This window comes from Verrucomicrobium sp. 3C, from assembly GCF_000379365.1.
Taxonomy (GTDB): Bacteria; Verrucomicrobiota; Verrucomicrobiia; order Methylacidiphilales; family Methylacidiphilaceae; genus Methylacidimicrobium.
Map to the genome: position 1 here is coordinate 1,667,695 of NZ_KB901875.1, position 19,636 is coordinate 1,687,330.

The 19,636-nt window shown below is 63.9% G+C and carries 13 protein-coding genes; 9 read left to right on the plus strand and 4 right to left on the minus strand.

From position 1 onward, the window contains the following. Nucleotides 1-135 precede the first annotated feature (135 nt). Nucleotides 136-2,511 (plus strand): glycosyltransferase, encoded by a 2,376-nt coding sequence (locus tag A37A_RS0108830; RefSeq protein ID WP_018291151.1) that lies wholly within the window; start codon nucleotides 136-138, stop codon nucleotides 2,509-2,511. A 422-nt stretch (nucleotides 2,512-2,933) separates the two neighbouring features. Further along, a complete protein-coding gene (locus A37A_RS0108835; RefSeq protein WP_018291152.1) occupies nucleotides 2,934-5,231 on the plus strand; it encodes a hypothetical protein in 2,298 nt (765 codons plus the stop codon). Nucleotides 5,232-5,465: 234 nt separating this feature from the next. On the opposite strand, the gene A37A_RS22150 is transcribed toward A37A_RS0108835, so the two are convergent. Together A37A_RS22150 and A37A_RS18340 are read right to left on the minus strand one after the other, a co-directional pair. Further along, nucleotides 5,466-6,050, minus strand: a complete 585-nt coding sequence (locus A37A_RS22150) for a hypothetical protein (RefSeq protein WP_369324018.1) — start codon at nucleotides 6,048-6,050, stop codon at nucleotides 5,466-5,468. A gap of 326 nt (nucleotides 6,051-6,376) precedes the next feature. Beyond that, entirely contained in the window at nucleotides 6,377-7,066 is a 690-nt protein-coding gene (locus A37A_RS18340; protein ID WP_018291155.1) for a class I SAM-dependent methyltransferase, read from the minus strand. A 149-nt stretch (nucleotides 7,067-7,215) separates the two neighbouring features. Here A37A_RS18340 and A37A_RS0108855 point away from each other — a divergent pair, with 149 nt between their 5' ends. Continuing rightward, nucleotides 7,216-8,367, plus strand: coding sequence for a sulfotransferase family protein (locus A37A_RS0108855; protein ID WP_155996539.1), 1,152 nt, complete (start codon nucleotides 7,216-7,218; stop codon nucleotides 8,365-8,367). Between the two features lie 82 nt (nucleotides 8,368-8,449). Continuing rightward, nucleotides 8,450-11,701 (plus strand): class I SAM-dependent methyltransferase, encoded by a 3,252-nt coding sequence (locus A37A_RS18345; protein WP_018291157.1) that lies wholly within the window; start codon nucleotides 8,450-8,452, stop codon nucleotides 11,699-11,701. A gap of 89 nt (nucleotides 11,702-11,790) precedes the next feature. Here A37A_RS18345 and A37A_RS0108865 read toward each other — a convergent pair whose 3' ends face one another. After that, the gene (locus A37A_RS0108865; protein ID WP_018291158.1) at nucleotides 11,791-12,615 is read right to left on the minus strand and encodes a tetratricopeptide repeat protein; all 825 of its coding nucleotides are present in this window, start codon (nucleotides 12,613-12,615) and stop codon (nucleotides 11,791-11,793) included. 121 nt (nucleotides 12,616-12,736) lie between these two features. Between A37A_RS0108865 and A37A_RS0108870 the strand changes: the two genes are divergently transcribed. From A37A_RS0108870 to A37A_RS0108890, 4 genes are all read left to right on the plus strand, one after another. After that, nucleotides 12,737-14,209, plus strand: coding sequence for a ShlB/FhaC/HecB family hemolysin secretion/activation protein (locus A37A_RS0108870; protein WP_155996540.1), 1,473 nt, complete (start codon nucleotides 12,737-12,739; stop codon nucleotides 14,207-14,209). Then, entirely contained in the window at nucleotides 14,206-14,376 is a 171-nt protein-coding gene (locus A37A_RS20085) for a hypothetical protein (RefSeq protein WP_018291160.1), read from the plus strand. Before A37A_RS0108870 ends, A37A_RS20085 begins: the two co-directional genes overlap by 4 nt. A gap of 78 nt (nucleotides 14,377-14,454) precedes the next feature. Then, nucleotides 14,455-15,282, plus strand: coding sequence for a peptidyl-prolyl cis-trans isomerase (locus A37A_RS0108885; protein WP_231363836.1), 828 nt, complete (start codon nucleotides 14,455-14,457; stop codon nucleotides 15,280-15,282). 6 nt (nucleotides 15,283-15,288) lie between these two features. Next, nucleotides 15,289-15,741, plus strand: a complete 453-nt coding sequence (locus A37A_RS0108890) for a hypothetical protein (RefSeq protein ID WP_155996541.1) — start codon at nucleotides 15,289-15,291, stop codon at nucleotides 15,739-15,741. A gap of 47 nt (nucleotides 15,742-15,788) precedes the next feature. Here the strand turns inward: A37A_RS0108890 and A37A_RS18350 are convergent, their stop codons facing one another. Then, nucleotides 15,789-16,787: a glycosyltransferase family A protein gene (locus tag A37A_RS18350; RefSeq protein ID WP_231363837.1), complete on the minus strand. Its 999-nt coding sequence runs from the start codon at nucleotides 16,785-16,787 to the stop codon at nucleotides 15,789-15,791. A gap of 96 nt (nucleotides 16,788-16,883) precedes the next feature. Here A37A_RS18350 and A37A_RS18355 point away from each other — a divergent pair, with 96 nt between their 5' ends. Beyond that, nucleotides 16,884-19,517, plus strand: coding sequence for a glycosyltransferase (locus tag A37A_RS18355; protein ID WP_018291165.1), 2,634 nt, complete (start codon nucleotides 16,884-16,886; stop codon nucleotides 19,515-19,517). Nucleotides 19,518-19,636 lie beyond the last annotated feature (119 nt).

Here is a 19,636-nt window from a genome sequence, read left to right on the forward strand (position 1 = left end):
CGCGTTTCGAAGCAGGATCCTTTCGGTGGAGGAAAATAGACGGAGGCGGCGGGCTTTTCCACCCCTCCATCCAAGAACAAGGGAATTTCTCTTTCCAGCGCGTAAGGATCGACGGCGGCTCATGGGCAAAAAGGCATGAAGCAGGAAAACCCAAGATGGGGCCGCCTCCCCGTGCCGGAAGTTCCGAGTCGCGGGGAGCGCCCTCCCGTTTGCGTTGTTGCCCCGGAATTCCTCGGGTGGCCGGGTACTGGAGGGGTCGCAACCGCCTACGGCAACCTGGCAGAGGTGCTGGTCGCTGCGGGATTTCCGGTCACGGTCCTCTGCGCCCTGCCTCCGTGGGCCATTCGCGGCGATGAGGCGGCTTTCCGGGAGAGGTGGCGCGCACGGAACGTCGAACTCCATTTCTTGGATCGGGACCCTCCGCACGGAGTTTCGGGCAGACCGGCAACGGTGCGCTCTTACCAAGTTTATGAATGGCTGCGGGCGCGGGAGAAGAGCTTTTCGATCGTGCACGTGGCAGACCACTTGGGGCTCGGCTACATGGCGCTTCTGGCCAAGAGACAGGGGCTGGCCTTTTCCCGGGTAACCTTCGTGGTGGGAGTCCACGGCGGAGAACTCATGAAGGAGGGTTCCCGAGAGCTTCCTCCCGATCTCGGCCCGATGGAGTTTGAGTTTTTGGAGCAGGAATCGATTCGGCTCGCCGACTTCGCGGTGAGCCGGAGCCGCTTTTACCTGGAACGGATGGAACGACGCCGGTGGGAGCTTCCGCAACGGTGTTACGTGGAGCCGAACCTTGTTCCTCCCTCCTTTTTGCGAAGGAGCCGGAAGGCGTCCGTTCCGAGCACGCTTCAAGAGCTGGTGTTCTTCGGAAGACTTGACTCGCGTAAAGGGGTGCCGCTCTTCTGCGACGCCCTGGACCGGCTGGCAGAGGCAGGACAGAACCGACTGGAACGGATCACGTTCCTTGGCCATATCGGCGTAGTAGACGGTCGCAACGCAAGGGAGTACCTCGAAGACCGGGCCCACCGATGGCCTTGGCCTTGGCAAATCTTGTCCGACCGAAGTCGGGATCAGGCATTGGCTTACTTCCAGGAGGGAACGGGAAAGTTGGCCCTGGTACCCTCCCGGGCGGACAATTATCCCTACACTCTTTTCGAATGCTGTCTCCTGGGGATTCCTGTTCTCGCGGCTCGGAGTTGGGGGATCCCGGAAATCGTGGCGCCAAGCGACCGTTCGCGTGTTCTTTTTTCACCGGACCCGGCGGAATTGGCGGAGAAGCTATCCCAAGCGTTTCGGGAAGGAGTACGGCCGGCTTCGCTGGCCCACGATCCGGAGGAGGTGCGCGAACGCTGGATTCGCTTTCATGAATATCTCGCCGAGGAACAGGATGCGGCTCGAATCGTTGTCGACGGAACATTGCCTTTCGTGAGCGTCTGCCTCACGCATCACGATCGACCCCGATATCTTCGCCAAGCGCTCGACTCGCTCAAGCGTCAAGACTACCCGGCGTCGCGTTTCGAGGTCATCCTGGTCGATGACGGTAGCCAAACGCCGGAGGCGCTCAAGGCACTTTCTTCCTTAGAGCAGGAACTCGCGGAGCGGAACTGGATGCTGCTGCGCCAGAAAAACCGCGGCCTGGGAGCCGCCAGAAACTGCGCCGCCGCGCGAGCCAAAGGGGACTATCTCCTTTTCATGGACGACGACAACATCGCCCGTCCGGAAGAAGTCTCGACCTTTGTTCAGGCCGCGATTCGGAGCCATGCCGATCTCTACACCTGCATCCCCGCTTATTTTTCCGGGGAGGAAGAACCTTCCGGGAAAGATCCGGAGGAGATCTGGATCCCGACCGGAGGATCGGCTCTCCTGGGCATTTTCATGAACGGCTTCGGAGATGCGAATGCCCTGGTCCGGAAGGCGATCTTCGATGGGCTGGGCGGATTTGCGGAAGAGAGAGACCTCATAGAGGATTGGGAGTTTTTTCTTCGTGCGGTGCTGAGGGGCTTTCGTCTCGAGGTAGTCCCCGCTCCACTCTACTGGTACCGGAGGGGGCATCTTAGCCTTTTTGCCAGCAACGCTGGAAATTCGGCGATCCGTCAGTTTCGGGAATATCCGGTGCTTGCCTCCGCCCGGGAGGCGTTGACCCCGTCGCTCCAGGAGCTAGCGATCTTAACCAGAGGCATTTGGGAGAGGCTGCAAAAGGTTTGGGCGGAATATTGTCAACTCCAATTGGACCATAGCCGGCTCCAATTGGACCACAGCCGGCTCCAATCGGACCATAGCCGGCTCCAATCGGACCATAGCCGGCTCGAGTCGGACCACAGCCGACTGCAATTGGACCACAGCCGACTGCAATTGGACCACAGCCGGCTCCAAGCGGAACTCTCCCGGCCGCTTCACTTGGTGGAGCGAGGCGTTCGCATCGGGAGGCAGCGGGTCGTGACCGATATCCGTCGTGGGCTTCGCTCTATCGAGAGGAGTTTGAGGCCCCTGTGGCGGCGCCTTAGGCGGTAAAGATAAGTGTTGGGGTTCGCATGATCTTGGAGCCTTTGCTGTTTTAGGGTTCTCCCCTGCGCATCAGCGCCTTGGAGTCTTGGAAAACGCAAACAGGTTCTCAAAACGCTCCATAGTGGCAGATAGAAGACTCGCATGCGGATTATCAACACCTTACGCACATTTCATCCCATATCGGCCGGCAAGGATCCGCGGAAGGTTTGCCTCCCCAAAACGCCCCGGGAGCCCGAACATTCCAGGCGACGGCGGTCTGAGCGCTGTTTTTACTAATTTTGTCTTGAATACGAGCTTGACGGATCTCCCCCGTCATCAGATAAGCGAGTGGAAAACTCTCCAGAGTGGACTTCGGCGGGCTGCGCTTCGGCGCAGTCCGGATCGGACGGAGAGAGAGAATGAGGCTTCTAGGTAAGTAACCGAGGAATATGAAGAGGAAAACGAAGGGTTATTTTTCGGCTCTGCGGGCGCTGCTGGCGACGGCTGCCTGCGCGGGGCTGGCGGGGTTAGGAATCAGCTCGGTCCGGGCGACGGTTATCGGGCCGCAACAGTTGCCGGGTCATGGGACCGTGGTAGACGGCGGCGCCTCGACTACCGGGCACTACGGAGCCGGAGGTACCGGACACATCAAGGTTACTGCATCCGACACCGTCATTAACTGGGGCAACACGGGCGGGACCATCGGAACGAGTCAGCCGGGAGGCTTCAACATCGGGAGTAGCGCTCATCTGACGATCTCCGGCGGACATGGAGCGTCGCTGCTCAACGTCGACGTGACCGCCAACCCCTCCCAGATCCTTGGCATGATGAATACAAACATTCCTACCTTCGTCGCCAATGCCAATGGGATCATTGTAGGACACAGCGCGAGCATCGTTGCCCCCGCCGGGCTTGGCTTGATCGCGGCGACCGTCAACGAGTTGGCCTTTGCTGCAACCGGGGCCCTGCCGATCAGCTTTTATGCTTCAGGCCCATTGACCGTGGCGGGTGATCTCCATGCTGCGGGCGGTCCGGGCCGCTCGATCATCCTTGCGGGCTCGGGTGCGGTGAACATCGCGCCGATCCCGAATGGGGCCGCGCATTACTTCAAGCCGGGAACCAACGTGACGGTGGTCGGCGGAGTGGGCGGGACGTTTTCAGCGGGTGTCTTCACCCCGGGGGATGCACCCGGCTCGTCGACGCCCTCGGCAACCGCTCCAACGACCGTGACCCTCAACCTGGGCACCTCGGCGCATCCGTATGACCTGCGTCTGAGCGGTCCCAACGGTGCTGCGCCGACGGTCGGAACCATGGTCCTGGCCAATGGGAGCATCGTGAACAATGGGGTCCTGACCAGCAGCACGGGGAATCTGATCCCCTTCCTCCAGTGGACGGGGACGCTGACCAACAATGGCACGATCGATGCCGAGTTGGGTAGTGGCGTCAGGGGCGGCAGGGTGAGCTTCCAGGGAAACACATCGGCTAAGTTGGCCTACGGCGGGCTCGTCAACAACGGGACGATCGCGACGAACAGCAGTTCTACGCTCTTTGTCAATCTTCCGGGCACGATCATCAATAACAGCGGAGCGACGATCTCCAACGTGGGTGGCACGGTTGCACTCCTCGCGGGTAATGTCGATCTCCCCCTGTTCACCGGAGTGGGCGGTGCGGTGATTAACTACGGCGCGATCATCGCGAATATTGGCGTGCTCCTCGAGGCCTCCAACCCGAATCACGTGGGGCCGAACCCGGGCGGCGGGGAATACAGCAACGGGTCGATTCAGATCCTGAATGCAAGCCCTGAATCGGGGGCCGGGACCGGGAAGTTGATCGTCGGGAGCATGACCGGCAACGCCTTCCTGGGCGGCACGGTGACGACTCCGAACTCTCCGAACGGCTTGGCCACGGCCTCGTTCCAGTCGGGGAGCAGCCCGGTCTCGACCTTCACGCTCGGCACGAACGTGACGGCGCAGAATCTGGTCTTCTTCACCGGTGGCAGTCTGACGGGTCCCGGCATCGTGACGACGAACTCTCTGCTGCTGACGGACTTCACGGGGAACGTGAACAACGTCACCTCGCAGACCAACTATCTGGCCAACGGCTTCCACGTGGCTAACGGCACGAGCGGGACGACGCAAATCACCCTCAACATGCCGACCACACAGCAGGGAGCGATTGGCCGCCAGGCGGTCAACCTGAACGTGGTGGGCAATGCGGTCCTGACTTCGGGCAGCACCTCGACGTTCATGAACAGCATCCGGGGATTTGCGAGCCTCCCGACCGAGGCGAACGTGCAGAGCAACCTGCTCGTCCAGGCAAGCGGCAACCTGACGGTCAATCCGAGCTTGGTGGGCGGGCCGCATCCGAGCTTGGTGGCGGGGCCGCACCCGCCCAAGGGGCCTGTCAGCGGCTATGCGCTCTCCACCACCGCGCTGCACACCGCGGGCTTCGTCTTCCCCGGAGGGATCAACCTGATCGCGGGGCACACGCTGACCCTGAACACGGTGGTCGACAACGGCTATGCGCCGACCGTGGTCGCGGGCCAGGGGATCTTCTTCCAGGCTCCCCATATCGCGACCGACAGTCCGGTGATCACCAGTGGCAATGCGTGGGTTAACTTCAGCACGGTCCCGTCGACCATCCCGGCGATCTATGGGGCTACTCTCGCGCAGAATATCTCACCGGTGGCGTACACGATCACGAACACCACTAATACCGCCTACCACATCCGCTCCTACCCCTACTAAAGGCGTAGCGAAGCAGATCTGGGGATTCCGGGAAGGGGGGCTACGGCCCCCCTTCCTGCTTTCTGTGCGCCCAGTAGGGGCGCACCCGAGGGAGGGGCCGCCTGGATCTCGGAGTAACTCTTTAGTTCGCAAAAGGCCTCCCCGGCCTTGCCCGAGGTTTCTATCCTGGGCCGGGATCTCCTTGGCGGACGCCTCGTAACTTGCGGAGGCCCCGCAACCTTGGCTTCCCTGGCTTTAGCCGAACCCCGCGAGGCGCCAGGTCCGCGAGCGTTGAACGAGGGCCAAGCTCGTCCATCGCCTGCCGCTCCTCGCGTCGGCTTTGGCTTTCGTGCGTGAGCTTTTGCATCTCTTGTTGGGTGCGCTGAGGTTCGAGGAAGAGGAAGACGCCGTGTGCGACCGCCATGCCAATCCTCGAGGATCGTGGCGGAGAGAGCGACGGACGCTCCTTTCATGATTCGCGCTGGAAGCGGTGGCCCGGCTCATCCTGCCGTGGTGGACGCGGTACGAGAACAGCGCTTCCCGGACCATTTGCAGCCGGAGGCCGGAGAGAAGCGCTTCGGCAAGGAGTTCCCGATCCTGGAACAAGACGCGGTAATCGGCCGAGTAGCCGGCGATCCGCCAGAAGGCTTCCCGCCGCCGGAGAGGATCAGCATCGCCAAAGGCTTTGCCGCAAGCGCCGGTCCCCACGGCACCGCCGAGCGGCGTCTGGCTTCCTTCGAAGAAGCTGACGGCGCACGTCATCACGTCTGGTCCGCTTCGGAGAGCAGCGTGCACCAGTGTCTCGATGAGCATTGGACGAGTGAGGTTGTTGTCGTCCATGGAAAGAACGAATTCGCCTTTGGCCTCGCGAGCGGCCCGGTTCCGGGCGGTTCCCAGCTAGACATTGGGTTGGGGCACGACCTGCGAGACGGGCTTCGGAAACTTAGGTTCGATCTTGTGGGGAAAGGCCGCCGCCTCTGAGGTCGCCAAGCAGATTCGCGGGCGCGCGTTGCCGGGAGCGGAGGAGCCGGGGGGGGAGCGAGTCCATCAGGGCGAAAGGGAAGGAGCGAAGGCGAAGGGCATAACGCGGCGGATGACTCCCGCGCAGGCAGCTTTCGAAGAGTCTGGGAGGGAAAAGCGTCGCGCTTATGCCTGCGCCGGAGCGCCTAGGCGCCAAAGACCATCATCCGCTGGTCCCGCGGATGGTTCCATTCTCCAATATAGGTCGGATTCCAGCCGTTCCGGGAGCCGAACTCCTCCATCTCTTGCCGGGTATAGGCGAAATAGCCCAGGGAGTGGCTGGCGCGCGGATTGCGGCTGGGACTGGTGGCTTCGAAAAAGGTCGCGAAGAAGACCCCACCCGGGAGGATAACGTGGCGAAGTCGGGCGAGGCAGCGCTCGAGGTCCCGCCGGCAGAGGTGGGTAAAGACCGATTGCGCGAGCGCCCATTGCGGCCGCCGCGAAAAGCGGCGGAAAGCAAAGGAGCCCGAGGCCAGAAGCTCCGGCCGCTTCTCCCGCAGCAGATCGGCTCCCATCTCCCGCTTGCCCGCTTCCAGGAGCAGGGGTTCCTTGTCGATACCGAGGTAGTGGCCGGGCTCCAGGTAGCGGATGAAGCGGATGCCACCCCGGAGGCAGCCGCAGCCGACATCCAAGAGGATGTGGTCCGGTCGGAGTCCTTGATCGAGGAGGAAGCGGAACTGGAGTTCGCCGATCTCCTCCCACAGGCCGCCGACATACTCCTTGGGCCCGAGAGCCCGGATCCCCTCCGTCCCTTCGGGGAGAAGATCCCGAGGAAGCCCGGTTGCCCGGCACCAGAGGTTTCTCAGGGAGGAAGTCACCTGTTCCGCGAATCGCATCAAAGGGTTCTATATCGGCTTTGGGAAAGAGAGAACAAGGGGATTCCTGCCTTGTCGGCTCGGCCTGGACCCGGGCGAGCACGGAAGGACGCCGTGGAATTTGGGCTTGCTACCCCCGGGACAAGCGTAGGAGCATCCTTCTTCCTCCGATGGAATCCCACGCGGTCCTCATCCTCGGCATGCACCGCTGCGGCACCAGCGCCCTGACCCGGTGCCTCGGCTTTCTGGGCGCGGACCTCGGCTCGGAACTCGTTAAGCCGGCCGGAGACAATCCGACCGGCTTTTGGGAGGACGCCAGGTTTCTCGCCATCAATCAACGGTTGACCGATCTGCTGGGAGAGGAGGGGGATCGCTGGTGGGAGCATGCGATCCCGCCGGAAATCCCGTTGTCTTCCCCGGGAGTGCGCTCCCTCCTGTCCGAGGCGGTCGAGGAGATCCGGGGGAGGCTTGCCGCCTCCGTGTGGTGGGCCTTCAAGGATCCGCGGACCCTGCGGGCGCTTCCCTTTTGGGAGGAAGCGTTGGTTCGAGCCGACGCACGGATCCTCGAGGTGGTCGCCGTCCGCCATCCGCTCGCCTGCGCCGAGTCGCTTCTGCGGCGTAACGACATTCCGGAGGAGAGGTCTCTCCTTCTCTGGGCCGGCCAATATCTTGCCCATTGGCCCCGAGTCGCCGCCAGGCCCTTTGTCGCGGTCGATTACGACCGCGTCCTGGATGAACCGGAGCGGGAGCTGCGGCGGCTGAGCGACCGGCTGGGGCTTCCCTGGCGCGAGGCGGCGGTGGAGGAGGCGCGGAAGTTCCTGCGGGCCGACCTCCGGCACACGCGTTTTGCGACCGAGGATCTGAAAGATCGACTCGACATTTCCCCCCTGGTCGTAGAGACCTTCGAAGCGCTCGAAGACCTTTGCGCCGACCGTGAACCCAAGGCGGCCTCCTCCCGGATGCGGTCTCTCCACGCGGAGTTCCGCCGATCGGTTCCGCTGCTCCGCCTTCTCGATGCAGAGACGATGCGGGCGGCGCGGTGGAAGAGCAACTTGCTTGCCGAGCGCCGGAGGGCTTTGGAGCGGGAAGAAGCCGGGAAACGGCAAGCGGAGGAGTGGCTTCGAACGGAGTCGGCACTCAAGGCGGAGAGGGAAGAGAGCCGGGCGATCCTCGCGGTGCGAGAGCGGGAATTAGCCGCCTGGCGGACGCGGATCGAAACGTCGCGCACTTGGAAGTTCCTTCTTCGGCTGCGAGCTCTAGAAAGATCGTTCCGCGGGCTGAGGAAGCGACGGCTCGGACGGCGGGCCGACGAGTCGGAGTGAGCGCGGTGGAAGGAGGGAGAAGGTCTAGCGGCGGAGCTTCTTCGCCGCTATCCCCGGGCCACGCTCGTAAGGGATTAACGCGATGACGTCCACTGGGCCGAATCAATCCATCGAGGATCCATCCGGGCACACGGAATGGACGTCGGGCAGGGGCCTCTTACGCCTCATCCCCTGGTTTCCGGTCGCGGCGGCGCGGCCGATCTTTCTTTCCGGTTCTTCCAGTTGGTCGGGCCACATCCCCTTCGCCTTCTGGTCGATCGCGGCGCTTCGCCCGAGGGTCTTGGTCGAGTTGGGGACGATGGCGGGGGATTCCTACCTGGCTTTCTGCCAAGCGATCGAGGCCCTTTCCCTCTCGACGCGCGCCCACGCCGTGGATCATTGGAAGGGAGACGAGCAGGCGGGTTTTTACGGGGATCAAGTCTACGAAGGCCTGAAGCGATACCATGACGAGCGCTACGGGCGGTTCTCGCGTCTGTTCCGCATGGATTTCGAGGAAGCGCTCGCTCTTTTCCCCGAAGGGAGCATCGATCTGCTCCACATCGACGGCTGCCACCGGTACGAGGCGGTGCGCCGCGATTTCTTGGGTTGGCTGCCCAAGTTGAGCCGGCGTGCGGTGGTCCTGCTCCACGACGTGACCGAGTGGCAGAGCGGCTTCGGGGTCTGGCGGCTTTGGAACGAGCTCAAGACGGCGTATCCTTCCTTTCTCTTTCCTCATGCCCACGGATTGGGGGTGCTCAGGATCGGCCCCGACGCGCCGGAGGGTTTTCAGGAGCTGGTGAACCTTTCCGGCAGCGGGTCCGCCCGGGTGCGCCGCTGGTTTGCCCGGTTGGGGCAGCGGGTCACCGCCGACGCGCCGGAAGGGGGATCGAAGAAGGACCGGGTTCCTCTGGATCGGGGAGTCCCGCAGGATGACGCCCTGGCGGAGCCCGGGTTTCTCCTTGAAAAGATTGGGACAGATCCGGCATGGAGGCTTCTCGAGGGGATGCAGGTGCTCTCCCTGCGGTCGAGGGAGTTCCTGTCCCGGGCGCGTGCGCTCGCCCAGGAACTGGCCGATGAAGGGCTGCCGAGCTCGAGCCGGTGGCAGGCACTGGTGGCCTTGCGGCAGGCGGCGGAAAACCTGATAGGCTCCCGGAGCTTTCGTTCGTTCGCCTTCTTGGCGACGACCTCCCGGAGCTTCGTCCGGGGGGAGGGAGAAGGGGCCGGCGCGCGGTTACGGAACGCCTTGCGGAAGAGCTTCGAGCTTCTCTTGGCCGCAGCCGGAGCCGAGGAGGCCCTTCCGTGGCGCGACAGCCTCTCGCTGCCGCTAAAGAAGGGCGCGAACCGGCAGGCCCTGCGGGAGTGCTATCGGAAGAGCTTGGAGGAGTTTCTTCAGGACGGCGATCGGCTGGGTCTCCCTTCGGCCGCCGAGCCGGAGATCTCGATCGTCATCGTCCTCTTCAACCAGGCGGAACTCACCTACGCCTGCCTGCGCTCCCTGGCGATCCACCTTGCTCCTTCATCCGAAGTGATCCTGGTGGACAATGCCTCGACCGATCGGACCGGGGAGCTCTTGGAGCGGGTAGACGGGGTGCGCATCTTCCGCAACCCGGAAAATCTCCATTTCTTGCGGGCGGCCAACCAGGGAGCCGCGGCCGCCCGCGGACGGCTGCTGCTTTTTCTGAACAACGATGCGCAGATTCTCCCGGGGACGGTCGAGGCGGCGCGGGAGGCGCTGGAAAGCGATTCCGCCGTCGGTGCCGTGGGAGCTCGGATCGTCAATCTCGACGGCCGGCTCCAGGAGGCAGGATCGTTTTTCCGGGGAGATGGAAGCCCCCAGGGTTACGGGCGGGGCGATAGCCCGTTGCGAAGGGAGTACCTCTTCCGAAGGGAGGCCGATTACTGTTCGGGAGCATTTCTCCTCACGCGCTCCTCTCTCTTCCGTGAGATGGGGGGATTCGACGAGGTCTTTGCCCCCGCCTATTTCGAGGAGGCGGACTACTGCCTTCGGCTTTGGGAGGGTGGGAAGCGGGTGCTTTACGAGCCCGAAGCGGTCGTGCTCCACTGGGAGTTCGGAAGCTCCGATGCGGAGCAAGCCATCGAGTGGATGCGGCGGCACCAGCAGGTCTTCGTAGAACGCCACCGGCCCTTTTTGGAAGGGCGGGGAGGGGCTCGGCCGGGTCCGTTTCTCGCGCCCGTCCCTCCGCGTGCCAAGGTCCGACTGCTCTACATCGACGACCGGGTTCCCCGACCGGAGCTTGGGTCGGGCTATCCTCGGGCCAACGCCATCGTGCGGGAGCTGGTTCGTTGGGGCGCGCAGGTCACCCTCTTCCCGATGAGCGGAGCCTGGGAGGATTGGGAGGAGATCTACTGGAACGTGCCTCGGGAGGTCGAGGTGCTCCGCGGGATGGACGCTTCCGTCCTCAAATCCTACCTGGAAGTTCGGGTCGGCGCGTTCGATCTGGTCTGGATCTCCCGGCCCTACAATATGGCCTACCTCTCTGCGATCCAGGGCTGGAAGAAGCTCCTGCCGGGAACTCGGCTGGTCTACGACGCCGAGGCCCTCTTTGCGTTGCGCGAGATCCGGGGCGCGGAACTTTTGCATGGTGCCGCGCTACCAAAGGATGAGGCGGCACGGCGCATCGACCGGGAGATCGGGTGGGCTCGCGGCGCCGACCGGGTCGTGTCGGTCTCCGAGGAGGAGGCCCGGGAATTCCGTGGTCGCGGAATCGAAAACGTTCGAGTGATCGGCCATGCTCTCTGGCCGGCGCCGACCGCGGCGTCCTTCGAGGAACGAAAGGATTTCCTCCTGGTGGGGGGAGTTCGTGACTGGCAGAGCCCCAACGGCGATGCCCTGCTCTGGTTCGCTCAAAAAGTGTTCCCTAGGGTTCGCGAAGGATGGGCGAAAGATCCCCCCAAGCTGGTCGTCGTCGGCGAGGGAACCGACTCCCCGGAGCTGCTGGGTCGTCTCGGTTCGGGGGTGGTGGGGATCGGACCAGCGGCGGACTTGACTCCCTACTACGAGCGGGCTCGCGTCTTCGTGGCACCGACCCGGTTTGCCGCGGGAATTCCGATGAAGGCGCACGAGGCGGCCGCGCGAGGCGTGCCGATGGTCGCGAGTGCCTTGATCGCCCGCCAGTTGGGCTGGAATGGGGAAGCACTCCTGAGTGCCCCGGTCGAGGACGAGGAGTCCTTTGCCGAAGCCTGCCGGGCTCTCTATACCGATCCGGCGCTTTGGGAGCGGATGCGGGCCGGGGTGTTGGCCTCCGCGACCCGGGATTGCGATCCGAAGCGCTTCTCGGAAGCGGTTCGCGGGTTGCTCGACGAGCTGGCCCGACCGGAGCAGGGGGGGCGCTGAAGAGCCCGCCGGGTCGCGGCCGAGTAGTCGAGCCACGCGATCCGCCCACCGCGAGACTCCTTGGGGAGCGCACGCCGTCGGGCTGCCCGCTACGGCGACTGGGTCACGCTCTGGGAACGACCGACCTGCGGAGCGCTCCGGGCTGGAGGGGAGGCGGCCTTGGCGGGAGAGCGGATCCGAGCGCCAACGCGGGTGGCGTTCTGAAGAATAGTGGGGTTGGCGGGTTGGAGCAGAAAGGCCTTGCTGTAGGCTTGCAACGCGTCCCGGTTCCGGCCGAGCTTCTCATAGGCGACTCCCAGGTTGTTCCACGCCTCGATATTGCCGGGCTCGAGCGCAAGCGCCTTCTGGTAAGCGGCAACGGCTTCTGGAAAGCGATTGAGTTCGCCGTAAACGACACCGACGTTGAACCAGGCGGTGGAGCTCGGTGCCAGCCGGCAGGCTTTTTCAAATGCGGGCAGGGCTTGGGCATGATGACTCAGATGTACTTGTTCGGTCCCGAGGGCGAGCCATGCGGCCGGATCGGCCGGGCTCAGCTTTGTCGCTCGGCGGAAGCACTCAAGGGCCTGCTTGCGATAACCGGCTGCTCCGTAGGCGCGGCCGAGCCGTAGCCAGGCCTCTCCGCTGCGGCGATCGATCGAAGCCGCCTTGCGGAAGGGGGAAATGGCCTCCGCGGGTTTGCCGGCGAGCCAAAGGGCTTCGCCCAGCCGTAGCCAATCTTGGGCGGAGTGCGGGTTGGCTTGGGCCTGCGCCCGGAGCGAGGCGATCGTCTGCTCCAGGCTGCCGTGCGGGGAGGGCTGGGAAAGCGCAGGGGTTGGGGCGCCGGAGCTCCGCGAGAGCGGAGGAAAGGAAGCCGCGAGGGCGAGGAGTAGCGGAAAGCTCCGCCGGAGCAAGGAGCTCGAAGAGGGGCGATCCATGCTCCCAGGGTATGCGACCGGCCCGCGCTCGTTCCAGAAAGAAACGACTTCCGGGACCGGGAAGCCCAGAGTTAGCTTGCCAGCAAACGAGAAAAATTGCTATGGGCTCGATGTTGCCACGATGATTTTTGTGCTCCCGCTCCTGTTCGCGCTCTTGGAGCAGCCGAGCGTCTTTTATTCGGCTCCGGAGAGGCAGGAGGTTGTCCCCTACGATCCGGCTTCCCTGGCCGCGAAGCCCATCGTCGTGGAAAGCGGCGGGCTTCGCTACGTCGTGACCGGAAACACGCTGTTCTCCGAAGGAAGGATCGCCGATGCGCTACGGGGCGCCAAGGGTCCGGAGGACGCGGTCAATCGGCTCAAAGAGGCCTATCAAAGGGCGGGTTATTTTCTGGTTACCATCCGCGCGGCGGTCGAGGAGAAGCGGGTGGAGCTCGAGGTGATTCAAGGAAAGATCACCGAAGCCCGAATCGTCCCCTCCCTGCGCTGGTTCTATGGAGGGCTCACGAATCGACCTTCGGTGAAGACAAGCGACGTGGTCCGGCGGACGGTCGATGCGGAGGCCTATGCCGCCCGCCAGCAGGAGCGGCCGAAGGTGAACTTCAGTCCGGGTCCCGATTTCGCCAGCTCGGTGATGGAGGTCGAGTCCCGGCCGATCGAAACTTTTGCTCCGAACCCCCTCAACCAGGCGAATCCCTGGAATGCCTCCGTGGGCTTCGGCAACTATGGGAACCGTTTTAACGGGCGCTACATGAGCGATGCGCAGACCGCCTACCGCCCGGGTTACGGCCTCGAGCTCACAGGAGGGTTCACCAACGGCTGGGATGGCTTGAATCCCTATACGGAGGGAGGGATGTTCCAGATGGAAAACGGCGGTCTTTCCTGGGCGACTCCTTGGGGTGTCTACGGGATGACCTTTTCGAACATGCAGTCCGATTTCGGCGCGGCGACGGCTCCGCTCTCTCCCGCAGTGTTCATGCAGAATTGGCAGATCTACGGGCAGCAGACGGTCTACGCGAGCGAGAGCTTTCGCTGGACGATGAACGAGCGGCTGACCTCGATGAACTTCGTCGAAGAGGGCTTCCAGGGCGCGACCCGGCTGCTTTCCCAGGATTACGGCACGGCCCAGCTCGGCACGACGATGAGCCAAAGCTTCCGGACCTTCGGATTGCCCGCGCAGATCGGTGGAAACATCTACGGCGTTCGCGGGACCCGGCTTGGGGCGTTTTCCGGGGTGAACGACGCGCCGCTGGCGGGACCTGGGGTGCCGACGGCGTATTTCACCTACTACCGGGGCAACGTGAGCTATACGCAAACCCTCCCCGAAGGGATGCAGCTTGTGCTGACCGGCTACGGGCAGATCTCGCAAAACACACTGCCGATCATGGAGTACTTCGTGCTGGGCGGCATGGGGAACCTGGCGGCGTGGTATCCGGGCGTCCTGTACGGCGATACGGGCTACATCAGCCGTGCCGCCCTCGTTGCCCCCCCGTCGAGCAGTGGGGATTTACGATTTCGGGGCAATTCTTCGTGGAAACCGGCGGATCTCGGTTCAGCTATAATGCGCCCGGCTCGGGACCGGCTTGGCACTATTTGACGGACGTGGGGCTCGGGCTCGACATGGTCCATCGCTATGGAACGACGATCAGCGCGATGGCGGCCCTGCCGATCGACGCCCCGATGATCGGGCCCACGGACAACCCGCACGGCTACTCCGACGGGGGCCGGGTCGCCGTTCTTTTTGTCTTGCGACAGAATTTCTAGCTGATCCAATAGAGTAGGATGTTCAGCAAGGCTACGACCCCCAGAAGAAAGACGACCATGTCCGGCACCAGGATGCGATTGCGCATTGGCGTATTCCTCTTCATGATCCTGTGCGGATCGGGCTCTGCCCTCGCGGAAGGAGACCAAGCGAACGATCCAATCGTCGCCTCCGTCAACGGGGTGGAGATCCGACAGTCGGAGGTGCGGAAGACCTTGGCTGGTGCGGGCATGGCGAACCCGACCCCCGAGGCGGAGCGCAGCGCGATCAATGCCTTGATTCAGCAAGAGCTTCTTGTGCAGGAGGCGTACAAAGAGGAGCTCGAGAAATCTGGGGAGGTGAAGGCGGAGGTGGCGGAAGCGACTCGGAAGATTTTGGCTACGACCGCCCTCAAGCATCACCTCCAGCGGAGGAAGTTGACCGACCAGGAGCTTCGCCAGCGCTATGACCAGGCGATCGCGAGCCTTCCCCGGACGGAATATCGCCTGCGCCATATCGTGACGGGGACGAGGAGCAAGGCGGCCGTTGCTCTGGATCGGCTGCGCCACGGGGGGAACTTCTCGATCCTGGCCCGGGGTTCCCTCGACAAGGCGACCGCCGATCGAGGAGGAGAGGTCGGGTGGCAGAACGCGCAAACCCTTCCGACCTCTGCACTTGCCTTGGTGGAGAAGCTCAAGCCCGGGCAAATCGGGGGGCCGATCCTCTCGGGCGCCGGCTGGGAGGTGGTTCAGTTGATGGAAACGCGGCCGGTCGCGCGTCCGACTTTTGCCGAAGTCAAACCCCAGCTGCGGCAGCAGCTTCAGCAGGAAACGGCTCAGCAGCTCGTGCAGCGGCTTGCGGCAAGCTCGCAGGTCGAGGTATTCCTGGCTCCGCCACCCGGGGAGCCCGTCGCCTCCGCCTTTCGGTAAGGAAACGTGTCGGGTCCTGTGCGCTGGATTGCTGCCGGAAGGGGTCACCGGGTAAGGACGGCGGGACTGCTTGCCCTGCTGCTGCTGCTCCCATCCGTCGGATGCGTCCATCAGGAGACGGTTCAGGTCCGGCACCTGACGTCCGCCCGATATCTTCCCTCCCGCTACGTCCAGGTTTACCGAAAGACTCCCGAGAAGCCGTACGAGAAGATCGCAGTGCTCGAAGCCAGCGGTCAGCCGGATACCCCGAGGAGCCAACTCCTGGATTCGATCGTGGAGAAGGCGCGCGAGCTGGGCGCGGAAGCGGTGATCGTGGAGAACAAGAGCCAACCCATCGGCAATCCTTTGGTCATGAATCCGACCGGAGGAATGTACACGGTCAACCCCGGGATGCAGATGATCCCGCGCTATCGCGCCACGGCGATCCGGTTTACGGGGGAAGCCTCGTCCGGAGAATGATCCGGTCGAATCCCGTCGCGGCGCCGATCCCGGGGAAGGGCCGGGCGCTATCGGGAGCCCGCGGAGGCCCGAGGACCGGAGGCCCCCTTCCGGGCGCTTCGCAGGGGACGCCCGCAAGAGCGAACGAGACGGCGGATTCGGCGAGCCCGGCGGAAGCCTAAGAGGCGGACCAGCCAGCGGAAATGCGGCTCCGCCGCTTCCGTAAGCGCCCGTTCGCTCCAGAGATCCGTCAAACGAGCCTCGTCGGAGAGCGGCTCCACGAACTCCGGTGCCAACCGATCGAGCACCCGGAGGATCCGGGCATATTCGGACTGGGCCGCTTCCCGGCGCGGGGGAGTCCATTGGCCCAAAGGTTGCAGTTCCCGGACGGCCTGCTGGACCATCCGAGCGCGCCAGCGGAGGGCGTCCGGGATGTTGGAGGAGGTAAGGCTCTCCAGGTGGCAGACCCGGTAGACCGCACCGGGAGTGGGGGTATAGCGGAAGCGCAAGCTCGATCGGATGGCCCGCCAGTAGACCTGGTAGTCATCGTAGTAGTCGATCGGAAGATCCTTCCAGCCGCCCAAGGCGAGAAGCTTCTCCCGGCGCCAGAGGAGGGCGCCGTTTTGGGGAAACTGCGAGGAGAGCCAGGTCCGGGGGAGATCCCGGGGATCATCGAGCGGCTGGAGATCGCGGGATTCGACGCTCCCATGACTCCACCGCTCGAGGAGATAGGGGGAAAAAAGGATATCCGCATCGGCTAGGCTTCCGGCCTCAGCGATCTGGGTGGCGATCTTTTCCGGCAGAAGGTAGTCGTCGTGGTCGAGCCACTGGATCCACTCGCCCGAAGCTGCCTCAAGGAGGAGATCGCGGGCGAGGCTGCTCCGGCCCGTCCGGGCTTGGAGAAGCCGGAGGCGGTCGCCGAAGGCGGCGACGCGTTGGACGGTCCCGTCGCTCGAGCCGTCGTCGAGGACGAGCAGCTCTTTGTTCGGCCAAGTCTGGCCAAGGGCGCTCTCGATGGCGGGGACGATCCAGGACCCCGCATTGTAGGCGGGGATGCCGATGGTCACGAGGGGAGGAGAGCTGCTCATCGGGATAAGCATTAAGCAAACGGAAAGGAAAAGGTTAGCGCCGAGCACCAGATTACGGCAATAACTCCTTCCAGGATGGAGCCACTCGTGACCATAGCCGTCGTCTCTCCGGCAAGCGGAGAGGAGGAGAGGAGGCTGATCGAGGAAGCCCGGAGCCAGAGTTGGCGGGAGAAGGAGATCTTGGTGGCCGGCTCGGGAGGGGCCGAAAGCGAGGGCGTGCGGCGGATCGCGGTGGGCAGCGGGGAGGATGTTCGGGAGGCACTGGTCCGGGGCGCCCGAGGGGGGTGGATCCAGTGGCTGCAAGCGGGAGAGCGGCTTGTCCCGTCCAAGATCGGGGAGCAGCTCCGGGAGGCAGGAACTCAGTCGGAGAGGGATCTGCTCTGCTCAGCTTATCGACTGCGGGATCCAGAGATCGCGCATCTCTTCGATCCGCGCTCGGAGGCGCTCGCCTACGTGGCGCGTTTGGGTCCTGCATTTCCCTTCGCTGCTCCTCTCCTCTGGTCGAGGGCCGCCCTCCGTTCCTTCTTGTCCTGTTGGCAGGATCGCTCTGCGAACGTAGGTCCTAGAGAACTCCTTTTCTGGCCTCGCTCGGCTCGGCGGATCGCGCTGGTTGGAGGAGCGGGATCCGTCTGCCCGGGGCGGGAGAGTGAGCCGACGGCGACCGAGTGGACGGCCGTTCTGGCCTGGGCGTTTCTCTTGGCGTCCGCGGCACCGGGCGATTCCCTGGAGCGAGAACGTCTTTATCGTCTGCTCTGGGAGATGGCTTCGGATCTGGCGCAAGGCATCGCGGTGAGGCTGCGCGCTTGGGATCTCCTGGAAGAGGTTGCTCCCAAAAAGGGCTTGGCGGGGGCGGTGGGTCGAGTAGGCGGTCCAACCGCCGCGCTTCGCATGGAGACGGCGATGCAGCAGTTGCGCCGGGCCGAGAGCGCTTTCCGGCGAAGGCGGAGGCAGATCCTCCATCGGGTCGGTTTGCGGAAGCAGCCGATCCCGGCGTGCCGGGAAGAGACGGAATGGCGAGCCTATGGGAGCAGGGAATCGGGGGCCTACCAGAACTGGATCGCGGCCTACCAGACGCTCGACGAGGCCGACCGGGAGATCATTCGAAGGGAGATCGAGCGGTTTCCCCGCAGGCCGCTCCTGTCGATCGTCACGCCGGTGTTCAACAGCCCGGAGAAGTGGCTCCAGCGGGCGATCCACTCCGTTCGGGAGCAGCTCTATCCGGATTGGGAGCTTTGCCTTGCGGACGATGCATCGAGCGCCGCGCACATTCGGCCCCTGTTAGACAGGAATCAGGAGAAGGACGCCCGGATCCGGGTCGTTTTCCGCGGGGAGAACGGGGGGATTTCCGTCGCCTCTAACAGCGCGCTCGAACGGGCGCGGGGGGAGTGGATCGTCCTCTTGGATCATGACGATGAGTTGCCCGAGGAGGCGCTTTACCTGGTTGCGCGGGAGATCCTGCGCCATCCGGAGGCGGGGCTGATCTACTCGGACGAAGACAAGATCGACGAGGAGGGCCGCCGCTTCGAGCCCTATTTCAAGCCCGACTTCTGCTACGACCTGCTGCTTTCCCAAAACTGCATCAGCCACCTGGGAGCCTACCGGTCGGATCTTCTGCGCTCCCTGGGAGGATTTCGGAGCGGTTTGGACGGGACACAGGATTACGACCTGGCTCTTCGCTTTGCGGAACGTCTTTTGCCTGGGCAGATCCGGCACATCCCCCGGGTGCTCTACCATTGGCGAGCGATTCCGGGATCCGGAGCCGCCTGCGATCAGGCCAAGCCGTACGCTTACGAGGCGGCGCGGCGGGCGATCGGGGATCATCTCCGGAGAGTCGGAGAACCGGCGGAGGTCCTCTTTACGCCCATTCGCTGGGCCTATCGGGTGCGCAGGAGTCTCCCGGAGCAGCTCCGCGTCAGCCTCTTGCTCGGGGCGGGAACGACGGCGGAGGCTCTGGGACGATCGATCGAGAGGATGCGGAAGCAGGCGGATTGCCCGGAATTGGAATTGCTCGTGGTTGCGAGTGGCCCGGGATGCCCGAAAGCGGACAGCGAGGGCAAAGAGGGTGTACGCTTCTTGGCTCCTCCCGCGGAGTGGGCCGGGTCCTCTCTCTGGAACTGGGCTGCATGGCAGGCGAAGGGAGAGGTTCTGGTCTTCCTGGAGGCTCCCGCGGAGCCGAAGGCAGAGGGCTGGCTCGCGGAACTCGTGAGTCAGGTGGCCCGGCCCGAAGTGGGCGCTGTAGGAGCTCGGATCTTGGCGCCCGACGGTACGATGGCCGAGGCCGGTGTCGTGATGGGACTTGAGGGGAGTGCTGGAGCGGCGTTCCAGGGGTGGAGAGGCGAGTCGACCGGCTATGTGGGGCAAGCAGTTCTGATCCGGAACCCATCGGCGGTGAGCGCAGGATGTTTGGCGACGCGGCGGGCGGTTTGGGAGGAGTGCGGCGGATTCGACGAAGGGTATGGCCGAGAGCTGTGGGACATTGACTACTGCCTGAGGCTCCGGGAGAAGGGCTACCGGATCGTCTTCACCCCCTACGCCGAGCTCGCGCGCGAGGCGAGGCCCCGGGAAGTGGTCGCCGAAGACCGGGAGCGCTTCCAATCGAGGTGGGCAGAGGTGATCGAACGGGATCCGGCCTACAACCCGAACCTGAGCTTGGAGCTGGGTTATGCCTTGGCCTGGCCGCTGCGGGTCCAAAGGCCCTGGAGGGGGTGAGTGGAGGGGAAAACCACCCTTGTAAGAGTTCGCAGGCAGCCAAAGAGAAGTTTGGTGCGTCCATCTCCTCGGGAAAACTCTTGCTTTCGGAAAACGGGGGGATTCCTATTTTGTGAGCT